The organism is Homoserinimonas flava, assembly GCF_054969005.1.
In genome coordinates this window covers 532,356-549,058 of the sequence record NZ_JBUEQS010000001.1, presented here as the reverse complement: position 1 = coordinate 549,058, position 16,703 = coordinate 532,356, and the positions used below count along the sequence as shown (strand labels likewise).

Annotated in this window: 24 protein-coding genes and 2 tRNA genes; 20 read left to right on the top strand and 6 right to left on the bottom strand. The window is 64.8% G+C overall.

The window, feature by feature from the left end:
- The 3 genes from ACY48M_RS02620 to ACY48M_RS02610 all read left to right on the top strand — a co-directional run bounded on the left by ACY48M_RS02620 (position 1) and on the right by ACY48M_RS02610 (position 2,367).
- Entirely contained in the window at positions 1–951 is a 951-nt protein-coding gene (locus tag ACY48M_RS02620) for an EamA family transporter (RefSeq protein ID WP_462818686.1), read from the top strand.
- Between the two features lie 102 nt (positions 952–1,053).
- Positions 1,054–1,359 carry a hypothetical protein gene (locus ACY48M_RS02615; protein ID WP_462818685.1) on the top strand — a complete coding sequence of 102 codons (306 nt, stop codon included), beginning with the start codon at positions 1,054–1,056 and terminating at the stop codon, positions 1,357–1,359.
- A gap of 105 nt (positions 1,360–1,464) precedes the next feature.
- The gene (locus ACY48M_RS02610; protein ID WP_462818684.1) at positions 1,465–2,367 is read left to right on the top strand and encodes a hypothetical protein; all 903 of its coding nucleotides are present in this window, start codon (positions 1,465–1,467) and stop codon (positions 2,365–2,367) included.
- Between the two features lie 40 nt (positions 2,368–2,407).
- Here ACY48M_RS02610 and ACY48M_RS02605 read toward each other — a convergent pair whose 3' ends face one another.
- The gene (locus tag ACY48M_RS02605; protein ID WP_462818683.1) at positions 2,408–2,704 is read right to left on the bottom strand and encodes a metal-sensitive transcriptional regulator; all 297 of its coding nucleotides are present in this window, start codon (positions 2,702–2,704) and stop codon (positions 2,408–2,410) included.
- A gap of 105 nt (positions 2,705–2,809) precedes the next feature.
- Here ACY48M_RS02605 and ACY48M_RS02600 point away from each other — a divergent pair, with 105 nt between their 5' ends.
- The 11 genes from ACY48M_RS02600 to ACY48M_RS02550 all read left to right on the top strand — a co-directional run bounded on the left by ACY48M_RS02600 (position 2,810) and on the right by ACY48M_RS02550 (position 9,680).
- A complete protein-coding gene (locus ACY48M_RS02600; RefSeq protein ID WP_462818682.1) occupies positions 2,810–2,995 on the top strand; it encodes a hypothetical protein in 186 nt (61 codons plus the stop codon).
- A gap of 16 nt (positions 2,996–3,011) precedes the next feature.
- Positions 3,012–3,389: a thioredoxin gene (trxA, locus tag ACY48M_RS02595; RefSeq protein WP_462819240.1), complete on the top strand. Its 378-nt coding sequence runs from the start codon at positions 3,012–3,014 to the stop codon at positions 3,387–3,389.
- Between the two features lie 166 nt (positions 3,390–3,555).
- Entirely contained in the window at positions 3,556–4,974 is a 1,419-nt protein-coding gene (locus tag ACY48M_RS02590; RefSeq protein WP_462818681.1) for an MBL fold metallo-hydrolase, read from the top strand.
- Positions 4,975–5,005: 31 nt separating this feature from the next.
- A complete protein-coding gene (locus ACY48M_RS02585) occupies positions 5,006–5,794 on the top strand; it encodes a sulfite exporter TauE/SafE family protein (RefSeq protein ID WP_462818680.1) in 789 nt (262 codons plus the stop codon).
- Entirely contained in the window at positions 5,791–6,330 is a 540-nt protein-coding gene (locus tag ACY48M_RS02580; RefSeq protein WP_462818679.1) for a DUF4395 domain-containing protein, read from the top strand. The genes ACY48M_RS02585 and ACY48M_RS02580 overlap by 4 nt, the downstream gene beginning before the upstream one ends.
- 14 nt (positions 6,331–6,344) lie before the next feature.
- Positions 6,345–6,716: a rhodanese-like domain-containing protein gene (locus ACY48M_RS02575; protein ID WP_462818678.1), complete on the top strand. Its 372-nt coding sequence runs from the start codon at positions 6,345–6,347 to the stop codon at positions 6,714–6,716.
- A 68-nt stretch (positions 6,717–6,784) separates the two neighbouring features.
- On the top strand, positions 6,785–6,979 hold the full coding sequence (locus ACY48M_RS02570) for a hypothetical protein (RefSeq protein WP_462818677.1): 195 nt from the start codon (positions 6,785–6,787) through the stop codon (positions 6,977–6,979).
- Between the two features lie 73 nt (positions 6,980–7,052).
- Positions 7,053–7,994 carry a hypothetical protein gene (locus ACY48M_RS02565; RefSeq protein ID WP_462818676.1) on the top strand — a complete coding sequence of 314 codons (942 nt, stop codon included), beginning with the start codon at positions 7,053–7,055 and terminating at the stop codon, positions 7,992–7,994.
- Between the two features lie 4 nt (positions 7,995–7,998).
- Positions 7,999–8,355, top strand: coding sequence for a GntR family transcriptional regulator (locus ACY48M_RS02560; RefSeq protein ID WP_462818675.1), 357 nt, complete (start codon positions 7,999–8,001; stop codon positions 8,353–8,355).
- A 195-nt stretch (positions 8,356–8,550) separates the two neighbouring features.
- The gene (locus ACY48M_RS02555; protein ID WP_462818674.1) at positions 8,551–9,174 is read left to right on the top strand and encodes a hypothetical protein; all 624 of its coding nucleotides are present in this window, start codon (positions 8,551–8,553) and stop codon (positions 9,172–9,174) included.
- Entirely contained in the window at positions 9,171–9,680 is a 510-nt protein-coding gene (locus ACY48M_RS02550; protein ID WP_462818673.1) for an RNA polymerase sigma factor, read from the top strand. Before ACY48M_RS02555 ends, ACY48M_RS02550 begins: the two co-directional genes overlap by 4 nt.
- Positions 9,681–10,544: 864 nt before the next feature.
- Here ACY48M_RS02550 and ACY48M_RS02545 read toward each other — a convergent pair.
- Positions 10,545–10,617, bottom strand: a tRNA-Arg gene (locus ACY48M_RS02545).
- A gap of 41 nt (positions 10,618–10,658) precedes the next feature.
- On the bottom strand, positions 10,659–10,928 hold the full coding sequence (locus tag ACY48M_RS02540; protein WP_462818672.1) for an oligoribonuclease: 270 nt from the start codon (positions 10,926–10,928) through the stop codon (positions 10,659–10,661).
- 107 nt (positions 10,929–11,035) lie between these two features.
- Here ACY48M_RS02540 and orn point away from each other — a divergent pair, with 107 nt between their 5' ends.
- From orn to ACY48M_RS02515, 5 genes are all read left to right on the top strand, one after another.
- Positions 11,036–11,656 (top strand): oligoribonuclease, encoded by a 621-nt coding sequence (orn, locus tag ACY48M_RS02535; RefSeq protein WP_462818671.1) that lies wholly within the window; start codon positions 11,036–11,038, stop codon positions 11,654–11,656.
- A 56-nt stretch (positions 11,657–11,712) separates the two neighbouring features.
- Positions 11,713–11,788: transfer RNA gene (locus ACY48M_RS02530), tRNA-His, on the top strand.
- Positions 11,789–11,863: 75 nt separating this feature from the next.
- Positions 11,864–12,166, top strand: coding sequence for an ATP-dependent Clp protease adapter ClpS (gene clpS / locus ACY48M_RS02525; RefSeq protein ID WP_462818670.1), 303 nt, complete (start codon positions 11,864–11,866; stop codon positions 12,164–12,166).
- Positions 12,163–12,633, top strand: coding sequence for a DUF2017 domain-containing protein (locus ACY48M_RS02520; protein WP_462818669.1), 471 nt, complete (start codon positions 12,163–12,165; stop codon positions 12,631–12,633). Before clpS ends, ACY48M_RS02520 begins: the two co-directional genes overlap by 4 nt.
- A complete protein-coding gene (locus ACY48M_RS02515; RefSeq protein WP_462818668.1) occupies positions 12,626–12,976 on the top strand; it encodes a metallopeptidase family protein in 351 nt (116 codons plus the stop codon). Before ACY48M_RS02520 ends, ACY48M_RS02515 begins: the two co-directional genes overlap by 8 nt.
- Positions 12,977–12,992: 16 nt before the next feature.
- On the opposite strand, the gene dinB is transcribed toward ACY48M_RS02515, so the two are convergent.
- Together dinB and ACY48M_RS02505 are read right to left on the bottom strand one after the other, a co-directional pair.
- Positions 12,993–14,210 carry a DNA polymerase IV gene (dinB, locus tag ACY48M_RS02510; protein ID WP_462818667.1) on the bottom strand — a complete coding sequence of 406 codons (1,218 nt, stop codon included), beginning with the start codon at positions 14,208–14,210 and terminating at the stop codon, positions 12,993–12,995.
- A 50-nt stretch (positions 14,211–14,260) separates the two neighbouring features.
- Positions 14,261–15,013 carry a M23 family metallopeptidase gene (locus tag ACY48M_RS02505; protein WP_462818666.1) on the bottom strand — a complete coding sequence of 251 codons (753 nt, stop codon included), beginning with the start codon at positions 15,011–15,013 and terminating at the stop codon, positions 14,261–14,263.
- A 99-nt stretch (positions 15,014–15,112) separates the two neighbouring features.
- On the opposite strand from ACY48M_RS02505, the gene ACY48M_RS02500 reads away from it, so the two are divergent.
- On the top strand, positions 15,113–15,670 hold the full coding sequence (locus tag ACY48M_RS02500; protein ID WP_462818665.1) for a YceI family protein: 558 nt from the start codon (positions 15,113–15,115) through the stop codon (positions 15,668–15,670).
- A 75-nt stretch (positions 15,671–15,745) separates the two neighbouring features.
- Here ACY48M_RS02500 and ACY48M_RS02495 read toward each other — a convergent pair whose 3' ends face one another.
- Positions 15,746–16,669 carry a cation diffusion facilitator family transporter gene (locus ACY48M_RS02495; protein ID WP_462818664.1) on the bottom strand — a complete coding sequence of 308 codons (924 nt, stop codon included), beginning with the start codon at positions 16,667–16,669 and terminating at the stop codon, positions 15,746–15,748.
- Positions 16,670–16,703: the final 34 nt, after the last annotated feature.

Here is a 16,703-nt window from a genome sequence, read left to right as displayed (position 1 = left end):
GTGGGCTATCTCTTCGCGCTCATCGCCGCCGTGCTGTTTGGCGTCAACGGCAGCGTCACGCGCGTCATCGTCGACTCGGGGCTCAACCCGGCCCAGCTCACGCTGTTCCGTGTCGGCAGCACAGCGGTGATCGCCGCCATCTACCTACTCATCGCCAACCGCGCAGCCTTCAGGGTGACGCTGCGGCAGTTGCTCGCCCTCATCGCTCTCGGCATCGTCGGCGTCGCGATGCTGCAGTGGAGCTACGCCATGGCGATCAGCATGCTGCCCGTCGGCATCACCCTCCTGCTCGAATACACGGCGGTGCTCATCGTCGCCGTCGTTGCCTGGGCCGTGTTCAAAGAGCGCGTCAAGGCGCGGCTCTGGGTTTCAATCGGCTTGGTGCTCGTCGGTCTCGCGGTCGTCGCGCGGGTGTGGGATAGCGACCTCAACCTCACTGGCGTGCTCTTCGCCCTCGGCGCCGCCACCGCGCTCTCGGTCTACTTCCTCGGCGGCGAACGCGAGGTGGGCAAGTCTTCGGCGATGGCCGTCGCCTTCTGGGCCATGTCCTCGGCGACAGTCTTCTGGCTGATCTTCAGCGGCTGGTGGAACCTCGACCCGGCCATCTTCGCCGAACCCGTCTCGCTGCAGGGCAACCTCGAAGCCATCGAGCTGCCGCTCTGGATGCCGCTCCTGTGGAACATGCTGCTCGGATCGTTCGCCCCCTTCTTCTTCTCGCTCCTCGCCCTCCGCACCCTCACCGCGACCGCGGCGGGCATTGTCGCGACGGCGGAGGTCATCTTCGCGTTTTTCTTCGCGTGGCTGTGGCTCGGCGAAGGCCTCGCCGGTGTGCAGATCGCCGGGGCGGCAGTCGTGCTCGTTGGCATCGTGCTCGCGCAGACCTCGCGCAAAGACAAGGTCGTCGATGCCGACCTCGCGCTCAGCGACAGTAGGGACCGGTCGATCGTCTAGCCCCTCGCCACGCAGACCGGATGTCGGTGGCCGTCGTTAGCGTGGGCATCACACCGAACGGGCCGGGCGGTGGTGACGTGATTCCACCGATCAGGAGAGACGATGCTCACCCTTGACCTTGCTCCGGCCGGCCATGCCCCCGCCGGCCTCACACCTGCCAGCCTCACACCTGCGCCCGCCGAGGTTGCATCCCGACTCGACCCGGCGTTCTCGCTCGTGCCGCTCCATCGCGGCTTGTGGCGCATGACCCGTGCCGACGGTGAGGTGCTCGGCTACATCGAAGAGGTCGACTCCCCCGACGGCACGCGCTACCGAGCGAAGCGCATCAGCGCCCACCTTCGTCGCTTCATCGCCCTCGGCGAGTTCTGGCGCATGGATGACGCGGTCGCCTGCTTCGTGAGCGGCTGAACCCCGATTCAGCACCTCGGATGCCGCGGTCTCGCCTGACACGGCGGTGGGCGACACGCGTCCCGCTCCCGGTGCTGTACCCCGATCGGGGTTAGGATCTGCCCCATGCAATGGTGGAATGATTTTGTCGAGTGGCTCTCTTCTGACGATGGCTGGCGGGTCATCTCGACCGCCGTCATCCCGTTCGTCGCGATCGTGGTGGCCGGAATCATCGCCGCCCTGATCGGTCGCGCAAGTTCACGCCGGCTCATCGCCATGACCGAACGCGAACGTCGCACCGCGACCGTGGGCGCCCTCATCAGCGCCGCACGCCGTGCTTCCAAATGGAATTCGCTCTCGGTTCCCGAGCAGCAGCACGCCGAACATCTCACGCACGAGGCGGAGACCCGCATCCGGCTGCTCGCGCTGCCGGGAAGCGCGATGGTCGCCGACTGGGCCGCGCACGAGATCGAGGAGATGAAGCGCAACTCCGTGTCGTTCAGCTTTCAGGCTGAGCAGTCACTTGTCGAGTTCCGTAACCGTCTCGTCGAGTGGCAGGCGAAGCCTGGCCGTGCCAAGAAACTCTTCAAAGCAGACCTCGACGCGTGGGCTTACGAGGGCAAGGCCGACGACGACCTCGTGTCACAGCAGAAGGCGTGGGCGAAGCAACAGGTCAACGAAACCGGCCCGATCTCGACTGGCGGCACCTCGGGTGCGTTGGCGGCCAACACTCCGGCTCCAGCTCCGGCGGCTCCAGCTTCGGCTGCTTCTGCAGACCCTGCGCCACACCAGACGGCAGCCTTTACGGCGCCGGCGTACGAGCTGCCCCAGTCGGTGGCGGGACGCGAGTCGGCCCGACCGGTCGAGGACTGGACCGCAGCGACCCCCACTGCCGCGTCGACCAGCACCTCGCCTGACGATGAGATCGAGGCATCCGGGGAGATCGCCCTCGACCCCGAAGAAACTCCCGGCCCTATCTCGGCCGGCACCGTGCGCAAGCGCATCGAACCGGAGACGCGCGACTACTAGCCGCGTTCGGCCAACAATCTGGTGAAGCTGTTCCCGTCGTTCACGCGAGCGACAGGAACAGCTTTTCTAGTTCATCCGGCTGTGGGGCACCGTCTTCCCCCGGATTCGCGAGGCAATCTTTCAGCGCGGTCGAGATAACGACGAAGCCGGCACGATCGAGCGCCTTCGACACGGCGGCGAGCTGCTGCACGACGTCCCGACAGTGGGCCTCACTCTCGACCGCGTCGATCACTGCTGCCAGCTGACCCTGGGCCCGGCGCAGCCGGTTGACGATCTTGCGCTTCGCCTCGGGGTCGACCCCCGCCGCGGTGCGGTCGTGCCGTGATGTGTCGCTCATTTCGTTTCCTCTCAGAGGGGGCGGACTTGACATTCAGCATACCCCCCAGGGTATAGTAATCACATACCCCCCAGGGTATCGAGAAACCAATGAGATGGAGTCCCCATGTGTCGAGCGACAACATGTAGCACTTGCGGCAAGACCACGTGGGCCGGATGCGGCGAGCACGTGCAGTCGGTGAAGAAATCGGTTCCGGCTTCGCAGTGGTGCAACGGCACGCACAGCCAGGCGGAGATCGCCGCTGCGGCGTCCCAGCGAGGCGGGTTCTTTGCCCGCCTGTTCGGCCGATGAGTCCCACGTGACAACCATGCACACCACAGAACTCAACGCCAGCAACTTCGAGCAGGTGGTCACCGGCGACGGAATCGTCTTCGTCGACTTCTGGGCGGCCTGGTGCGGCCCCTGCCGCGCCTTCGCTCCCACCTTCGAGAGCGCTGCGGCGATGCACCCAGACATCGTGTTCGGCAAGGTCGACACGGAGGCAGAGCAGTCGCTCGCCTCCCAGTTTCGGATTGCATCGATCCCGACGCTCATGGTGTTCCGCGACGGCATCCCCGTGTTCTCCCAACCGGGCGCACTCCCTCCGAGCGCGCTCGAAAAGTTGATCACCGGCGCCAGAGCACTCGACATGGACGACGTGCGCCGACAGCTCGCCGAGCGCAACGCCACCCAGCGAAGCGCCTAAGTTCACACCCCCGACGAGAGGACAAGCGCCGTGTGCGCACGCATATCCTGCACCACCTGCGACAAGCCCACCTGGGCCGGCTGCGGCCACCACATCGAGGAGGCCCTTGCGGGGCTCTCCGAGGCCGAGCGCTGCTCCTGCGATCAGTAGAGAAGGGATAGAAGAGATGCTGCTTGAACGCATTTATGACGAGGATCTGGCCCAGGCCAGCTACTTCATCGGCTGCCAAGCCAAAGGCGAAGCCATCGTGGTCGACCCGAGGCGCGACCTCGACGTGTATCTCGAGCTCGCTGCCAAGAACGGCATGCGCATCGTCGCGGTGACCGAAACCCACATTCACGCCGACTACCTCTCGGGCACGCGCGAGCTCGCGGCAGCGACCGGCGCCCCCATGTATGTGTCGGATGAAGGCGGCCCAGACTGGACGTATGGCCCCGCGTTCGACGGCTCCGTGCGGATGAAGGACGGCCACGAGATCACGCTCGGCAACATCACCCTCCGTGCCGTCCACACTCCCGGCCACACCCCCGAGCACATGTCGTTCCTTGTCACCGACGGGGCGCAGACGAGCGAACCCGGCTTTATGCTCACTGGCGACTTCGTCTTCGTGGGTGACCTCGGTCGCCCCGACCTCCTCGACGAGGCGGCCGGCGGTGTCGACACCCGATTCGGCGGGGCAAAGGACCTCTTCACGAGCCTGCGCGACCGCTTTCTCATCCTTCCCGACTACGTGCAGGTGTTGCCGGCACACGGTTCCGGCAGCGCGTGCGGCAAGGCGCTCGGTGCGATCGCCTCGTCAACCGTCGGCTACGAGCGGGCGTACTCCTGGTGGGGCAAGTACCTCGCCGCGAACGACGAGCAGGGGTTCGTCGATGAGCTACTCGCCGGCCAGCCCGACGCCCACGCCTACTTTGCCCGCATGAAGGTGCAGAACAGGGTTGGCCCCGACGTGCTCGGCGAGCAGCCTGAACTCGTCGAGTACGAGGCGAAGCAACTCGTCGCTGCCCTTGACGCCGACAGCGTGATTTTCGTGGACACGCGGCACAACAGCCTCGTGCATGAGGGCACTGTCGAGCGTTCGCTCAACATCCCCGGCCTGGCCAAGGCGGCGAGCTACGGAGCGTGGGTCTACGACCCCGAGACCGAAACCCGCCCGCTCGTGCTGCTGGCAGCCTCCCGCGCGGAGGCCGAATCTCTGCGGGATCACCTGGTTCGTGTGGGAGTCGACACCGTGCAGGGGTTCATCACCTCCCTCGACGGTCTCGAGTTGGTTCGGCCGAAGCTCGTGAGCCCGGAGCAGCTCGATGGCGTGGAGCGCGTGATGCTGCTCGACGTGCGCAACAAGACTGAGTACGCCGACGGCCACCTGCCAGGAGCCGAGCAGCTTTCGGGCGGCCGACTGCTGTGGCACCGCGACCGCCTCCCCAAGAGCGGCACGATCGTCACCTACTGCCAGAGCGGCGTGCGCAACTCCGTCATCGCGAGCGCACTGCGCCGGGATGGCTTCGACATCGTCGAGCTGGACGGCAGCTACGCCGCGTGGTCCTCAGTGCAGGGTCACACGCCCGTCACCGCCGCAGCCTGACCCCGACCCACCCTGGAGAGGAGCTAACCACATGGAGTTGACCCTGGTCATCGCACTGCTGCTTGCGGTGCTGGTGGGCATCTCGCTCGGGCTCCTCGGCGGGGGCGGGTCCATCCTCACGGTGCCGATCCTCACCTATGTGCTCGGCATGGAACCGCGGGCGGCGATCGCCTCCTCGCTCTTCATTGTCGGCGTCACCAGCATCGTGGGGATGCTCTCCCATGCGAAGGCGAAACGGGTGCGGTGGAAGACTGGGTTGATATTCGGCGCTGCCGGGATGGCGGGTGCCTTCGCCGGCGGCCTCCTCGGTGGCTTCATCCCCGGCGCCGTGCTCATGGTGCTCTTCGCCGTCATGATGGTGGTCACCGCCACCGCGATGATCCGTGGGCGCAAGGAGAGCACGGCCAGCGATGACGAGGACCCGACGATGCGCCTCTGGCGGATCATTCTCGACGGCGCCCTCGTCGGACTCGCGACAGGACTGGTCGGTGCCGGCGGTGGATTCCTCATCGTGCCGGCACTCACCCTCCTGGGTGGACTCCCCATGGCGATCGCGGTCGGCACGTCCCTCCTCGTGATCGCCATGAAGTCATCTGCGGGGCTCGCCGGTTACCTCCTGTCGGTTCGGCTCGACTGGCCCATCGTGCTCGCCTTCACCAGTGCGGCGATCGCCGGCTCGTTCATCGGCACCAGGTTGGCGGGCGTCATCCCCGAGAAGGCGCTTCGCAAGGGATTCGGATTCTTCGTGCTGGCGATCGGCGCGCTCGTGCTCACACTTGAGGTCCCCGCACTGCTCGAGTCGATCGTGTCCTCCGCATGATGCCGGCGACCACCACCGGGCCGGTGCCGATGCTCGGCACGATGGTGCACGGCTACGACGTCCCCGTGATCAATGAGCGGGCCGTGCGCGCAGCAGCAGGACTGTTGCTGCTCGGCGGAGCCGTCTCCTTCGGATTCGCGCTCTCGAGCGGCAGCACGCAGGCCTTGCAGCCCTTCGGTGTCGTCTTCATGATCGACATGCTCATCCGCGTCACGATGGGAGATCGCTGGTCGCCCAGCCTCGCACTCGGACGCCTCATCGTGCGACGGCAGCGGCCCGAATGGGTGGGAGCACCCCAGAAGGCATACGCCTGGTGGCTGGGGTTCGGACTGGCCCTCGTCTCCTGCGCAGCCATGGGAGTGATCGGTGCGCCCCTATGGGTGACCCTCGCGCTCTGCGGGGTCTGCCTCACCCTCCTGTTCGTCGAGACGGCGTTCGGGTTCTGTGTCGGATGCTCGCTGCAGTCCGTCTTCACGGCCACCGCACCCCAATACTGCGCGGGAGAAACCTGCGCCAGCACGACCACCACGCCATGAAAGGCAGACACACCATGTTCCGCAAAGCCCTCGCACCACTCACCGCCATCTCACTCGTGCTCGCGCTCGCATCGTGCGCACCAGCATCCGATTCCGAACCCAAAGTGCTCCTCACCGAAGACACAATCGTGATCGACGTGCGCACCGCAGAGGAGCACGCGGGTGGCGCACTCGAGGGCGCTGTGCTGCTCGACTTCACCAAGGGTGACCTCGCCGCGGCAATCCCCACGCTCGACCCTGAGGCCGAATACGTCGTCTACTGCCGCTCGGGCAACCGCGCCGGGCAGGCCATCGCGCTGATGGAGCAGGCCGGCTTCGAGAACCTCACAAACCTTGGCTCGCTCGAGGATGCGGCCACGGCAACCGGCCTGCAGATCGTGAGCTGATCAGGGCCCATGCCCGATACGGGCCTGCTGAGTAGACTCGGTCGCAAACGTCGAGAGGAGCCCAACGCATGGCTGAGAAAGTCCGCGTCATTGATCGCGCCGGGCCGACAGGCTTCGTGTTTTTGGCGGCATTCGTTGGAGCTGCGGTCTACTTTATCGTCCAGTCTGACGGCAGCTTCTGGGGCGTCATTCTGGGCATCCTGAAAGCTTTCGTGTGGCCGGCGTTCGCCGTCTACCACTCGCTCGATGCGCTAGGCGCGTAGCCGGAGTCCGTGTAGCAATTCCTTGATACAGCTGATAGGTTCTGTGTCACTCTGTTGATACACGGGAGGGCTTGTGCCTCAGCTAGCGATCATCTTTCCGCTCGTCGTAGTGCTGGCCGCTGCGGCATTCGCCGTGGCCAGGCGCGGAGCTTTCCACTCGCTGGCCATCGCCGACGAGAACCTCCCCGCGGCCATAGCTGCCTCTCGCCATTTCCGACGTCGCAGCGCTCTGGCAGTAATCGCAGTGGTGATCTTCGCCGCCGCCTTGAGCGCCTACCTGTTCCCTGCGATCGGCTCGGTAGCCCCTGCAACGACGATGAGCGCGGCGCATTGGTTGTTGTTGATTCCCATCTTCGCTGGAACCGTTGGGGTAGCCGCCTTCGCTTTCGTTCCACATTTTCGGGAAGCCGGTGGGAACAGGAGCGCCGAGCTCACGCGACGCACACCCTTTACCTTCGGACCGAGACGGGCGTTTATTGCCCCAGTCGCGGCTGCAGTTCTCCTTGTCGCACTTGTTGTCTGGTTCGGCTCGATTTCGGGGCAGGACGGGATGTTCCGATATGGCGATGACGTGGGCGGCAGCATTCTGGGTTTCCAGTATGGAATTCCGGTCCTCGTAGGAGCACTGCTTGCTGCGGCTGTCGCATATCTTGCCGTGCGGCACGTAGCGCTGGCGCCGCGCCCGACAAACGATGCACTTCGCGCCGCGGATGCAACAGTGCGCCTATTGACGATTCGGATAGTCCTGAACACCGTCACCGCAAGCTTCGTTATGACCGCCGGGGTCTTTCTCCTGATGACGGGTTCAACGGCTGTATCAATGGCGAGCGGGACGTCCTTCGACCTTGCCGGCAACCTGATTCCGCCGGATCAGGGACTCCGGGCCATCGGCTTTTGGGGCCAGGTGGGCATATGGGCTGGAGTCGCATGCTTCGTTGCCACCATTGTTTATATCGTCGCGGCGGTTTCCGACGCCACGCGCAAGCCGTTCGAGGCTGCGCGGGGGCCCAGGTGACCACATGATAACCATCAACGAGGCCGATCCAACGCCGACGTTCGAGCAGATCCGACGGCAACTGACTGACGAAATCCGCTCGGGCAATCTTCCGTCAGGGCGCAAGCTTCCGTCGGTGCGCCAACTCGCCGGTGACTTGCGGATTGCGGCGGGAACCGTTGCTCGAGCCTACGCCGAGCTGGAGGCCGAGGGGCTGGTGGCATCAAGCCGAACAGGCACGCGGGTCATTGAAGTCGAGGCGATTCCGACCGAGGCGCGGCTGGCCGCGCGGAGATACCTCGCCGAGCTTGGCGACATCGGACTGGATGATGCGATAAGCGCCATCCGAGTGGAATGGGAAGCCCACCAGAACAGTCAATAAAATCGCCCCCAATACGGAATCGATGACGAGCTGCGACTCGCTTCCGAACTGGTGGCAATGTTCGGGGCCCGCGACACGTGAAAAAGGGGAAAGCGCCTTCCTGACCCGGCCGAGAATTGACACCTTAGTTTGCATTGATGCAACACTTCGCCGACGTCCGGTCATGTGCAGGGTGAACCCGTGAAAGGGGTAGCCATGAACGACCAAGAACTGGACCACCGCCTCACCGCTGGCGATCCTGCACGATCAACGCCAGCGTCTCTCGACGCCGTGGTGGACGAGCTTGTCGGACACCCGTCCGCGCGACGACCCCATCGCCGCCGGAAGCGCATCGCCCTCGTTGCGGGGAGTGCCGTCATGGTCGCGGGCGGGCTGGCGGCATTCACTGACCTCGACACCTATCTGCTCTCGGTGCCACCGTTCTCGACGCTGGATGAGGGAACAGTCCGGACGGCGGAAGGCCTCCCGTACGTTCCCATCGGAGACACCGACCGCGGCGAACAATGTGCAATCTGGGTTGACTTTGGCGGTCTCACGGCAGACGAGTTCACGTCGATCAACACATACTGGTCCCAAGCCAACCCGGACGCTTTCGCTGAGGGCGTCAAGACGCGCTTGGGGGGCGACCTTGCAACCGACGCCACGGAAGCGGAAGCCAAGAAAGAACAACTTCTCGAAGACCTCGGCAGCATCGTGCCAGGGCTTGCCTGGGGCTCGGCCCCTCCGACAAGTCCATGGACAGACGGGGAACCTCACCTGACATCCTTCAGCACCGTCTGTGCCGACGACATTGAGGCGATCGAGGAGGCGACCGAGTGAGCAGCCCGATCGCCGTGGATGCTCCTGAAGCCCACACGCCTAGGACGGTGGAGTGTTTCATCCGCCGTGAAGCACCGGCGCTCCTCGCGTACTTCGAGCGCCGTGTGCCATATTCGGACGCCCCGGACCTGTTCGGTGAGACATTGCTGGTGATCTGGCGTCGCGTTGACTCGTTGCCGGTCGACGAGCAGGAAGCTCGAATGTGGCTATACGGCGTTGCCCGGCGCGTCCTTTCCTCCAGCCGCCGAGGAAGCATCCGACGCGAAGCGCTCGTCCAGCGCCTTCGTGACGAAGCTGCGGCTGACCCTGCTCCCCTAGCGTCTCGCGACAGCGAACTCGACGCGGCCCTAGCCGCACTCTCCCCCGGCGATGCGGAAATCATCCGACTCTTGCACTGGGATGGCTTCACTCTCGCCGAGATAGCGCAGCACCTAGGCCGGCCACCTGGAACTATTCGCAGCCGATACAGCAGGGCCCGTGCGATCCTGCGCTCAGCGCTGCAATAGGCGCCGGACCAAGTCGAGTCCGCACATCGTCGCGCTACCCATGGGTTACGAGGCGCTGAAGTTGCGAGACACCTAACGGACGACGCTCTGCAGGTGCGAGTTGCGCCGCTCGATCAGTCTCTGCACATAGCTGGCGAGAACAATGTTCTCAACCCCACGACCGAGTATCCCCAGGGGCGCTGCAAATGACACTCGATCAACCATCAGAGTGCCCGTCCCGTGCGGCCGAAACTCGTGCTCGTGTTTGAAGTATCGAAACGGGCCTCGAATCTGCTCATCGGTAAAGCTCCACGGGCGACACATCGCTGTGACTCGGCTCGTCATGCGGAGGGGTAGGCCGAAGTGCCACGCACGCCACGTGACCTCCTCAGAGAGGCCGATGTATCCGGTTCGGACACCGCCAACTGCCGTCTCCCGTGACCCGGCCATGGACTGGGTGTGCGCAGTGATGTCTCGCGCTAGATCGAAGAGTCGCTCGGGAGCAAGCACGGACTCGGTGATGCATTCGAACGACACCGACATGACGCACAACTTATCAGCGCGCCGCCAACCCGACCCTCCGCAGAAAGCCCTACCCGGTGAACGCCTTCAGCTAGCGAGGAAGTCGCACCAATCACCCGAACTATCTACGCCGTGAGACATGGCGCACATTGGTTGCCGGGAAACTCCGAGCTGCACTCAATAGGCACGATGCCGATTCCAGATCGTGCCATAGGGGTGTGCGATCAGACGACCCGAGCGCTCACACCATCTCATCCGAGTCATCCGTCACACCCGACTTTCGCCAGTCGACTGGCGCCACCCAGGTGACTCAGAGGTTCCGAACTCGGTATGAATGTTCCGGGCCTGCGACACGTGAAAAAGTGCCCCCGGCAGGATTCGAACCTGCGACCAAGAGATTAGAAGGCTCCTGCTCTATCCCCTGAGCTACGGAGGCAGAGGCGTCTCTAGGATAACGCCGCGGGGTCGAAAGCGTCGTTAGTCGCGGTCGGCGGGGTCTTCGATCTGCTCGCTGTCCCCAGCGTCGAAGGTGTAGGTCACATGCACAACACCGCCAACTTCGCGCCATGAGGTCGCGTCGTAGTTGATGAGCCCCTCGTTGCCAGCTTCTGACGCAATCACAGTGAGCGTCTCATCCCAGGTGCCGTCGGTGCTGATGCGGTGATCAGTCTGGCCGTCGCTCGGGCCCCCCGAGTAGATCACAATGTATTCGTCGCCCTTGGCGAGTGTCGGCTTGGAGTCAGTCATGCTCTCTTCCTACCACCGGCGCGACACCCAGGCCACCTGCACGCGCGGCGGCGGGCACATCCACAGGCCCGCCGAGCCTCACCTGGGGTCCGCGGTAGGATTCAGGCATGGCAAGCACCACTGACCGACTCGTCTGGATCGACTGCGAGATGACGGGACTCGATGTCGACAGCGACGAACTCGTGGAGGTCGCAGTGGTCGTCACCGATTACGACCTCACCCCGGTCGACCCAGGGTTCACGATTGTCATCAAGCCTGACCAGTCGGCACTCGACGGCATGGGCGACTTCGTGCGCAATATGCACGAAGAATCCGGTCTGCTCGCCGAGATCCCCAACGGGGTGAGCCTCGCCGATGCCGAGTTCGCTGTGAACGAGTACATCCTCAAGTTCGTGCCGGCCGCTGGCAAAGCGCCGCTCGCAGGCAACACGATCGGCACCGACAGGGCGTTCCTTGCCAAGTACATGCCGCGCGTCGATGCCCACCTGCACTACCGCATGGTTGACGTCTCGTCGATCAAGGAGCTCGCGCGACGGTGGTTCCCCCGCGTCTACATCAACGCGCCGGCGAAGAATGGCGGGCATCGCGCCCTCGCCGACATCCTTGAGTCGATCCGCGAGCTTGAGTACTACCGCAAAGCCGTGTTTGTCGCCGACCCAGGCCCCACGACCGAGGAACTCCTGACCATCTCCGCCGACGTCGTGGACGATTTCGCCTCGCGGCTGTAATAGAATCTTTGAGTTGTGATCTCCACGCGGAGCGGTTCGCGCGGTGAACGCACATGGTGGGCGTAGCTCAGTTGGTAGAGCGCTGGCTTGTGGTGCCGGATGTCGCGGGTTCGAGTCCCGTCGTTCACCCCAATGAGAACGAACGCATGAACGGCCCGGCACTGTCGGGTCGTTTTTGCGTTGGGGCACGTGTGACAGGCTGGAGCCATGCCACGCACGCTTGAACGCACCGACACCGAACAGGATGTCGACCTGCGGCAGCAACCAGCGAGCGATTCGCCGTGGCAGACCATCGTCTGGAACGATCCGGTCAATCTCATGACCTACGTCTCCTACGTCTTTCGCACCTATTTCGGGTTCAGCGCGGTTGAAGCAGAACGGCTCATGCTCGCCGTGCACCTCGACGGGCGTGCGGTTGTCGCATCCGGCAGTCGCGAAGAAATGGAACGCCATGTCGAAGCCATGCACGACTTCGGACTCTGGGCGACACTCGAAAAGACGGGCGAATGAGACGCTTCGAGCGGCAGCCTGACGGCAGCCTCGCAGCCGCCCTCGATGAGGCCGAGGTTGCTCTGCTGAGCACGCTCACTCAGCAAACCGCCGCGGTCGTCGGCGGCGCAGACCTCGACGACCCTGCCGTGCGACGGGTCTTGCCGGATGCCTACCCGGACGACCCCGAGGCATCCGCCGAGTTCCGACGCTTCACCCAGGCCGACCTTTCAAGCCGCAAGACGGCGAATGCCGCGCGCATGCTCGCAACACTCGACGACGCGAGCGAGGGAACCCTTCGGCTCGACACGGCGGCAGCCGACGCGTGGCTTCGCGGACTCACCGACATCCGGCTCATCCTCGCGGCGCGGCTCGGCATCGAAACCGACGAGGATGCCGAGAGCAAGGAGCTCGACCCCGTGATGCGCGATGTCTATGACTGGCTCGGCTTCGTGCAGAACTCGCTCGTGGAGGCCCTGGATGCTTGAACTCTCGGCCGAGGAGTTCGAGACCCTCGTCATCGACGAGCTCGACCAGCTCCCCGATGAGATGGTGGACGGCCTCGACAATGTCGTGTTTGTCACGGAGGACCGGCCCGAGGATGGCTCCCTCGATCTGCTCGGCATCTATGAGGGTGTCGCTATCACCGATCGCGGACAGTACGGCTTTGGCGAGCTCCCCGATCGCATCGTGCTGTTTCGTGAACCGCTGCTCGCCATCTGCGACACGCTCGACGAGCTGCGCGACCAGGTGCATGTGACGCTCGTGCACGAGATCGCCCACTTTTATGGCATCGACGATGCGGCGCTGCACGAGCTCGGCTGGGGCTGAACCGCAGCGAGACTGATCACGTCTTTGGTGGTCTCAGCAGTGAGGCCGGTCGCAGGCTGTCGATGCCGAAACGCTTCGCGACACCGTCGATCGTGCGTTCGGCGTCGCGCCACCCCTCATCGGTATCCCACAGGGCGAGGGGTGCTCCCCCGGCGGGCGCGAGCTGCTCTGCCCGCACCCCGATCAGTCGCACCGGCGGATGCTCGCCGACAGCGTCGTGCAGGCTGCGGGCCTCGACGAAGAGAGTGCGCCCGAGATCGGTCGGCGTCGCGATGGTGTGCGAGCGGGTGATGGTGCTGAAATCGGCATACCGGAGCTTGAGGGCGACCGTCGATGCCTCGAGCCCGGCGGCGCGGAGGCGTGCGGCGACCCGCGTCGAGAGGCGCAGCAGCTCACGCTGCAGCAGTTCGCGATCGTCGACATCGGTCTCGAACGTCACCTCGTGCCCGATGCTCTTTTCGACGCGTTCGGTCGTGACGGGCCGCGGGTCGATGCCGTTCGCGAGATTGTGGAGCTTTGCCCCCAACGCCGGGCCGAGACTGCGCTCGAGGGCGGCCCGCGGAGTGTCGGCAATGTCACCGATGGTGCGCAGCGCTTGCCGTTGCAGCACCTGTTCGGTCGCCTCCCCGACGCCCCAGAGTGCTGAGACGGGCAGCGGGTGGAGGAATGCGAGCGTCTCTGCCGCAGGGATCACGAGCAGGCCGTCTGGCTTGGCGCGGCCGGAGGCGAGCTTCGCCACGAACTTGGTGGATGCGGCACCAACCGAGCAGGCGAGGCCGGTCTCGTCTCGCACGCGACGCCGAATGCGCTCGGCGATGCTCGCGGGGCTGCCGAGCACCTTGCCTCCGCCGGCGACGTCGAGAAACGCCTCATCGATGCCGAGCCGCTCGACGATGGGCGTCATGTCGTCGAAGATCGCCATGACCTGTCGCGAGTAGTGCCGATACTTCTCGAAGTGTGGCTCAAGCACGACCGCGGAGGGGCACATGCGTTTGGCCTGGCTCAGCGGCATGGCAGACCGCACACCGTATTTGCGGGCCGGATAGTTTGCCGCGGTCACAACCGATCGCAGCGAATCGTGCGCGACGACGACGGGGCGGTCGACGAGTTCCGGATGCTCGAGCAGTTCGACCGAGGCGAAGAACGCATCGAGGTCGATGTGGAGGATGGGCGACGTCGAGCTGTCGACGGATGCCGCGCTGACCTGCCGCGCACTGCCGTCTTGCTTGCTCATCCCCTCAGGCTACGCGCTCCCGCTCAGGAGCTTTCGTGGCGTCAGGGGCACTAGCCGATGCGGGCAGCGAGCCATTCGTAGGGGTTGACCGACCCGGAGCCACCGGGGTGCACCTCGAAGTGGAGGTGAGCCCCGTTGGCGTTGCCGGTGGCACCGACAAGGCCGATAACGTCTCCGACGGTGACCTGGTCGCCCACGTTGAGGGTCAGCGACCCGTCTTGCAGGTGTCCGTACAGGCTCGTCACCTTCTGCCCGTCGATGACGTGGTCGATCACGAGCGTGACACCCATCGAGTCTTGTGTCGTGTGGTACGCCTTGCTCACGACGCCGCTCGCCATGGCCTGCACTGGTGTTCCGGCACCGGGAAAGATGTCGATGCCGTGGTGGAAGTTCGAATGGCAGTTCGAGCACTCGCGCGGGCCGTACCCGCTCGCAACGGCACTCCCGAGCGGCACCGGGTATTGCAGGGACGGCAATGCGACGGCCGTGTAGCTGTCTCGCACCGACGCGGTGAGGGGTTGTGCCGTCTCGATCGTGAGTGTCTGCGCCGGCGCCTGCTCGACGGCGCCAGCAGTGACGCTGGTCTCGCCGGTCAGCGATGCGACGAGGGAGGTTCCGGCGAGGGCGGGAATGGCGTAGCCCACGCCGCTCACGACGAGGAGGCCGCCAGCGGCGATAGTAACGGCGGTGCGAATTCGCTTCACGGTCGAGACGTGGCGGAGGCGCCGCTCAAGTGCCGGAGGGAGTGTCGGGAGGTCTTCGGGTGCCACTGGCACGCTCGGAACACTCTCGAAAACAGACATGAAGCCCCATCAAAGTGGAGAAAGCTCCATTTTTCCTGAGTGTGCAACATTCTTTCGGTGACGGGAATACCTACAATTTCAATGCGGTTGCATGGAGTTATGACTACTTCATCTGCACCCCACCCCAAATACATCGTCGGCACCTGGGAGCTCGACCCCACGCACTCCACAGTTGCGTTCAGCGTCAAGCACCTCATGATCAGCAAGGTCCGCGGCACCTTCGAGGCGTTCTCGGGCACCATCGTGACCGCCGAAAACCCGGCCGACAGCACCATCGAGGCGTCAATCGACGTGGCCTCGGTCAACACGAACCAGGCCGACCGCGACAACCACCTCCGCACGAGCGACTTCTTCAAGACCGACGAATTCCCCACCATGAACTTCCGCTCGACCGGGCTCAAGGTCAACGGCGATGACTTCACGATCGACGGCGACCTCACCCTCCGTGGCGTCACCAAGGCGATCACCCTCACGGGCGAGTTCGGCGGCATCATCACCGACGGCTACGGCCAGACCAAGGCCGCCGCGACCGCGACAACCAAGATCAACCGCCAGGACTTCGGCGTGAACTGGAACGCTGCCCTCGAAGCCGGCGGCGTGACCCTCGGCGACGACGTCACGATCACGCTCGACCTTCAGGCCACACTGCAGGCCTGATCCACCCTCTCCGGGCGCTCGCGATCCCCCGTAGCGGGCGCCCGGATTCCCCGCACAAACCCACGAGCGGCACCATTACGGATGCTGCAGCGGCTCCTGCGCGGCGTGCTCCCGCGGTTCGAGCTGGAACGTCGAATGCTCAACATCGAAGTGCTCAGCAAGGCACGCGTCGAGGGCGGTAAGCAGCGTGGCCGACTCCCCCGATGCGAACACCGAGTCCTCGACGACGACGTGCGCCGAGAACACGTGCTGCCCCGGCGTGAGCGCCCACACATGCACGTCGTGGACATCGACCACGCCGGGCTTTGAGAGCACGTGCTCGCGGATCAGCGCGACATCCGTGCCCTTGGGCACTTCCTGCCCCAGCACCGCGACGACGTCGCGCAGAATCGCGATCACCCGCGGCAGGATGAGCGCGACGATGACGAGCGATGCGATCGCGTCCGCCGGCACGAACCCGGTGATGAGGATGACGATCGCGGAGATGATGACGGCGATCGAGCCCACGAGGTCGCCGAGCACTTCGAGGTAGGCGGCCCGCATGTTGATGGTCGACTTCGCCCCGCCACGGAGCACAAGAAGCGCCGCGACATTTGCGAGCGCGCCGATGATCGCCACGATGAGCATCGGCACACCGTCGACTTCGCCACGATCATCCGCGAGCAGGCGAGCAACGGCCTCGACGGCGACCGACACCACGACGACCGCGAGGATGCCCGCGTTAATGAACGCCGCAAAGACTTCAACGCGGCGGTGACCGAAAGTGTTGCGGGCGTTCGCCGGCCGCGTCGCGATGATCGTCGCGACGAGGGCGATGATGAGGGCGATGAGGTCAGAGAGCATGTGGCCGGCGTCGGCGAGAAGCGCGAGCGAGCCGCTGATGACCGCCCCGACCACCTCGACAACGAGCACGACGGCGATGATGACGATCGCGATGACAAGGCGTCGGCGATTGGCCATACCGGCACCGTGATCGTGGTCGTGCGCGTGAGATCCCATCGAGGCAACTCTACGACTTCGGATGCCGCGGGGC

Excerpts from the sequence above, each read along its gene's own strand:
- ACY48M_RS02555 (WP_462818674.1), top strand. The coding sequence starts at position 8,551 with ATGAACGACCAAGAACTGGACCACCGCCTCACCGCTGGCGATCCTGCA.
- ACY48M_RS02600 (WP_462818682.1), top strand. The coding sequence starts at position 2,810 with ATGTGTCGAGCGACAACATGTAGCACTTGCGGCAAGACCACGTGGGCC.
- ACY48M_RS02575 (WP_462818678.1), top strand. The coding sequence starts at position 6,345 with ATGTTCCGCAAAGCCCTCGCACCACTCACCGCCATCTCACTCGTGCTC.
- orn (WP_462818671.1), top strand. The coding sequence starts at position 11,036 with ATGGCAAGCACCACTGACCGACTCGTCTGGATCGACTGCGAGATGACG.
- dinB (WP_462818667.1), bottom strand. The coding sequence starts at position 14,210 with ATGAGCAAGCAAGACGGCAGTGCGCGGCAGGTCAGCGCGGCATCCGTC.
- ACY48M_RS02570 (WP_462818677.1), top strand. The coding sequence starts at position 6,785 with ATGGCTGAGAAAGTCCGCGTCATTGATCGCGCCGGGCCGACAGGCTTC.
- ACY48M_RS02605 (WP_462818683.1), bottom strand. The coding sequence starts at position 2,704 with ATGAGCGACACATCACGGCACGACCGCACCGCGGCGGGGGTCGACCCC.
- ACY48M_RS02505 (WP_462818666.1), bottom strand. The coding sequence starts at position 15,013 with ATGTCTGTTTTCGAGAGTGTTCCGAGCGTGCCAGTGGCACCCGAAGAC.
- ACY48M_RS02515 (WP_462818668.1), top strand. The coding sequence starts at position 12,626 with ATGCTTGAACTCTCGGCCGAGGAGTTCGAGACCCTCGTCATCGACGAG.
- ACY48M_RS02580 (WP_462818679.1), top strand. The coding sequence starts at position 5,791 with ATGATGCCGGCGACCACCACCGGGCCGGTGCCGATGCTCGGCACGATG.
- ACY48M_RS02540 (WP_462818672.1), bottom strand. The coding sequence starts at position 10,928 with ATGACTGACTCCAAGCCGACACTCGCCAAGGGCGACGAATACATTGTG.
- ACY48M_RS02495 (WP_462818664.1), bottom strand. The coding sequence starts at position 16,669 with ATGGGATCTCACGCGCACGACCACGATCACGGTGCCGGTATGGCCAAT.
- ACY48M_RS02520 (WP_462818669.1), top strand. The coding sequence starts at position 12,163 with ATGAGACGCTTCGAGCGGCAGCCTGACGGCAGCCTCGCAGCCGCCCTC.
- ACY48M_RS02560 (WP_462818675.1), top strand. The coding sequence starts at position 7,999 with ATGATAACCATCAACGAGGCCGATCCAACGCCGACGTTCGAGCAGATC.
- trxA (WP_462819240.1), top strand. The coding sequence starts at position 3,012 with ATGCACACCACAGAACTCAACGCCAGCAACTTCGAGCAGGTGGTCACC.
- ACY48M_RS02500 (WP_462818665.1), top strand. The coding sequence starts at position 15,113 with ATGACTACTTCATCTGCACCCCACCCCAAATACATCGTCGGCACCTGG.
- clpS (WP_462818670.1), top strand. The coding sequence starts at position 11,864 with ATGCCACGCACGCTTGAACGCACCGACACCGAACAGGATGTCGACCTG.
- ACY48M_RS02585 (WP_462818680.1), top strand. The coding sequence starts at position 5,006 with ATGGAGTTGACCCTGGTCATCGCACTGCTGCTTGCGGTGCTGGTGGGC.
- ACY48M_RS02610 (WP_462818684.1), top strand. The coding sequence starts at position 1,465 with ATGCAATGGTGGAATGATTTTGTCGAGTGGCTCTCTTCTGACGATGGC.
- ACY48M_RS02615 (WP_462818685.1), top strand. The coding sequence starts at position 1,054 with ATGCTCACCCTTGACCTTGCTCCGGCCGGCCATGCCCCCGCCGGCCTC.
- ACY48M_RS02590 (WP_462818681.1), top strand. The coding sequence starts at position 3,556 with ATGCTGCTTGAACGCATTTATGACGAGGATCTGGCCCAGGCCAGCTAC.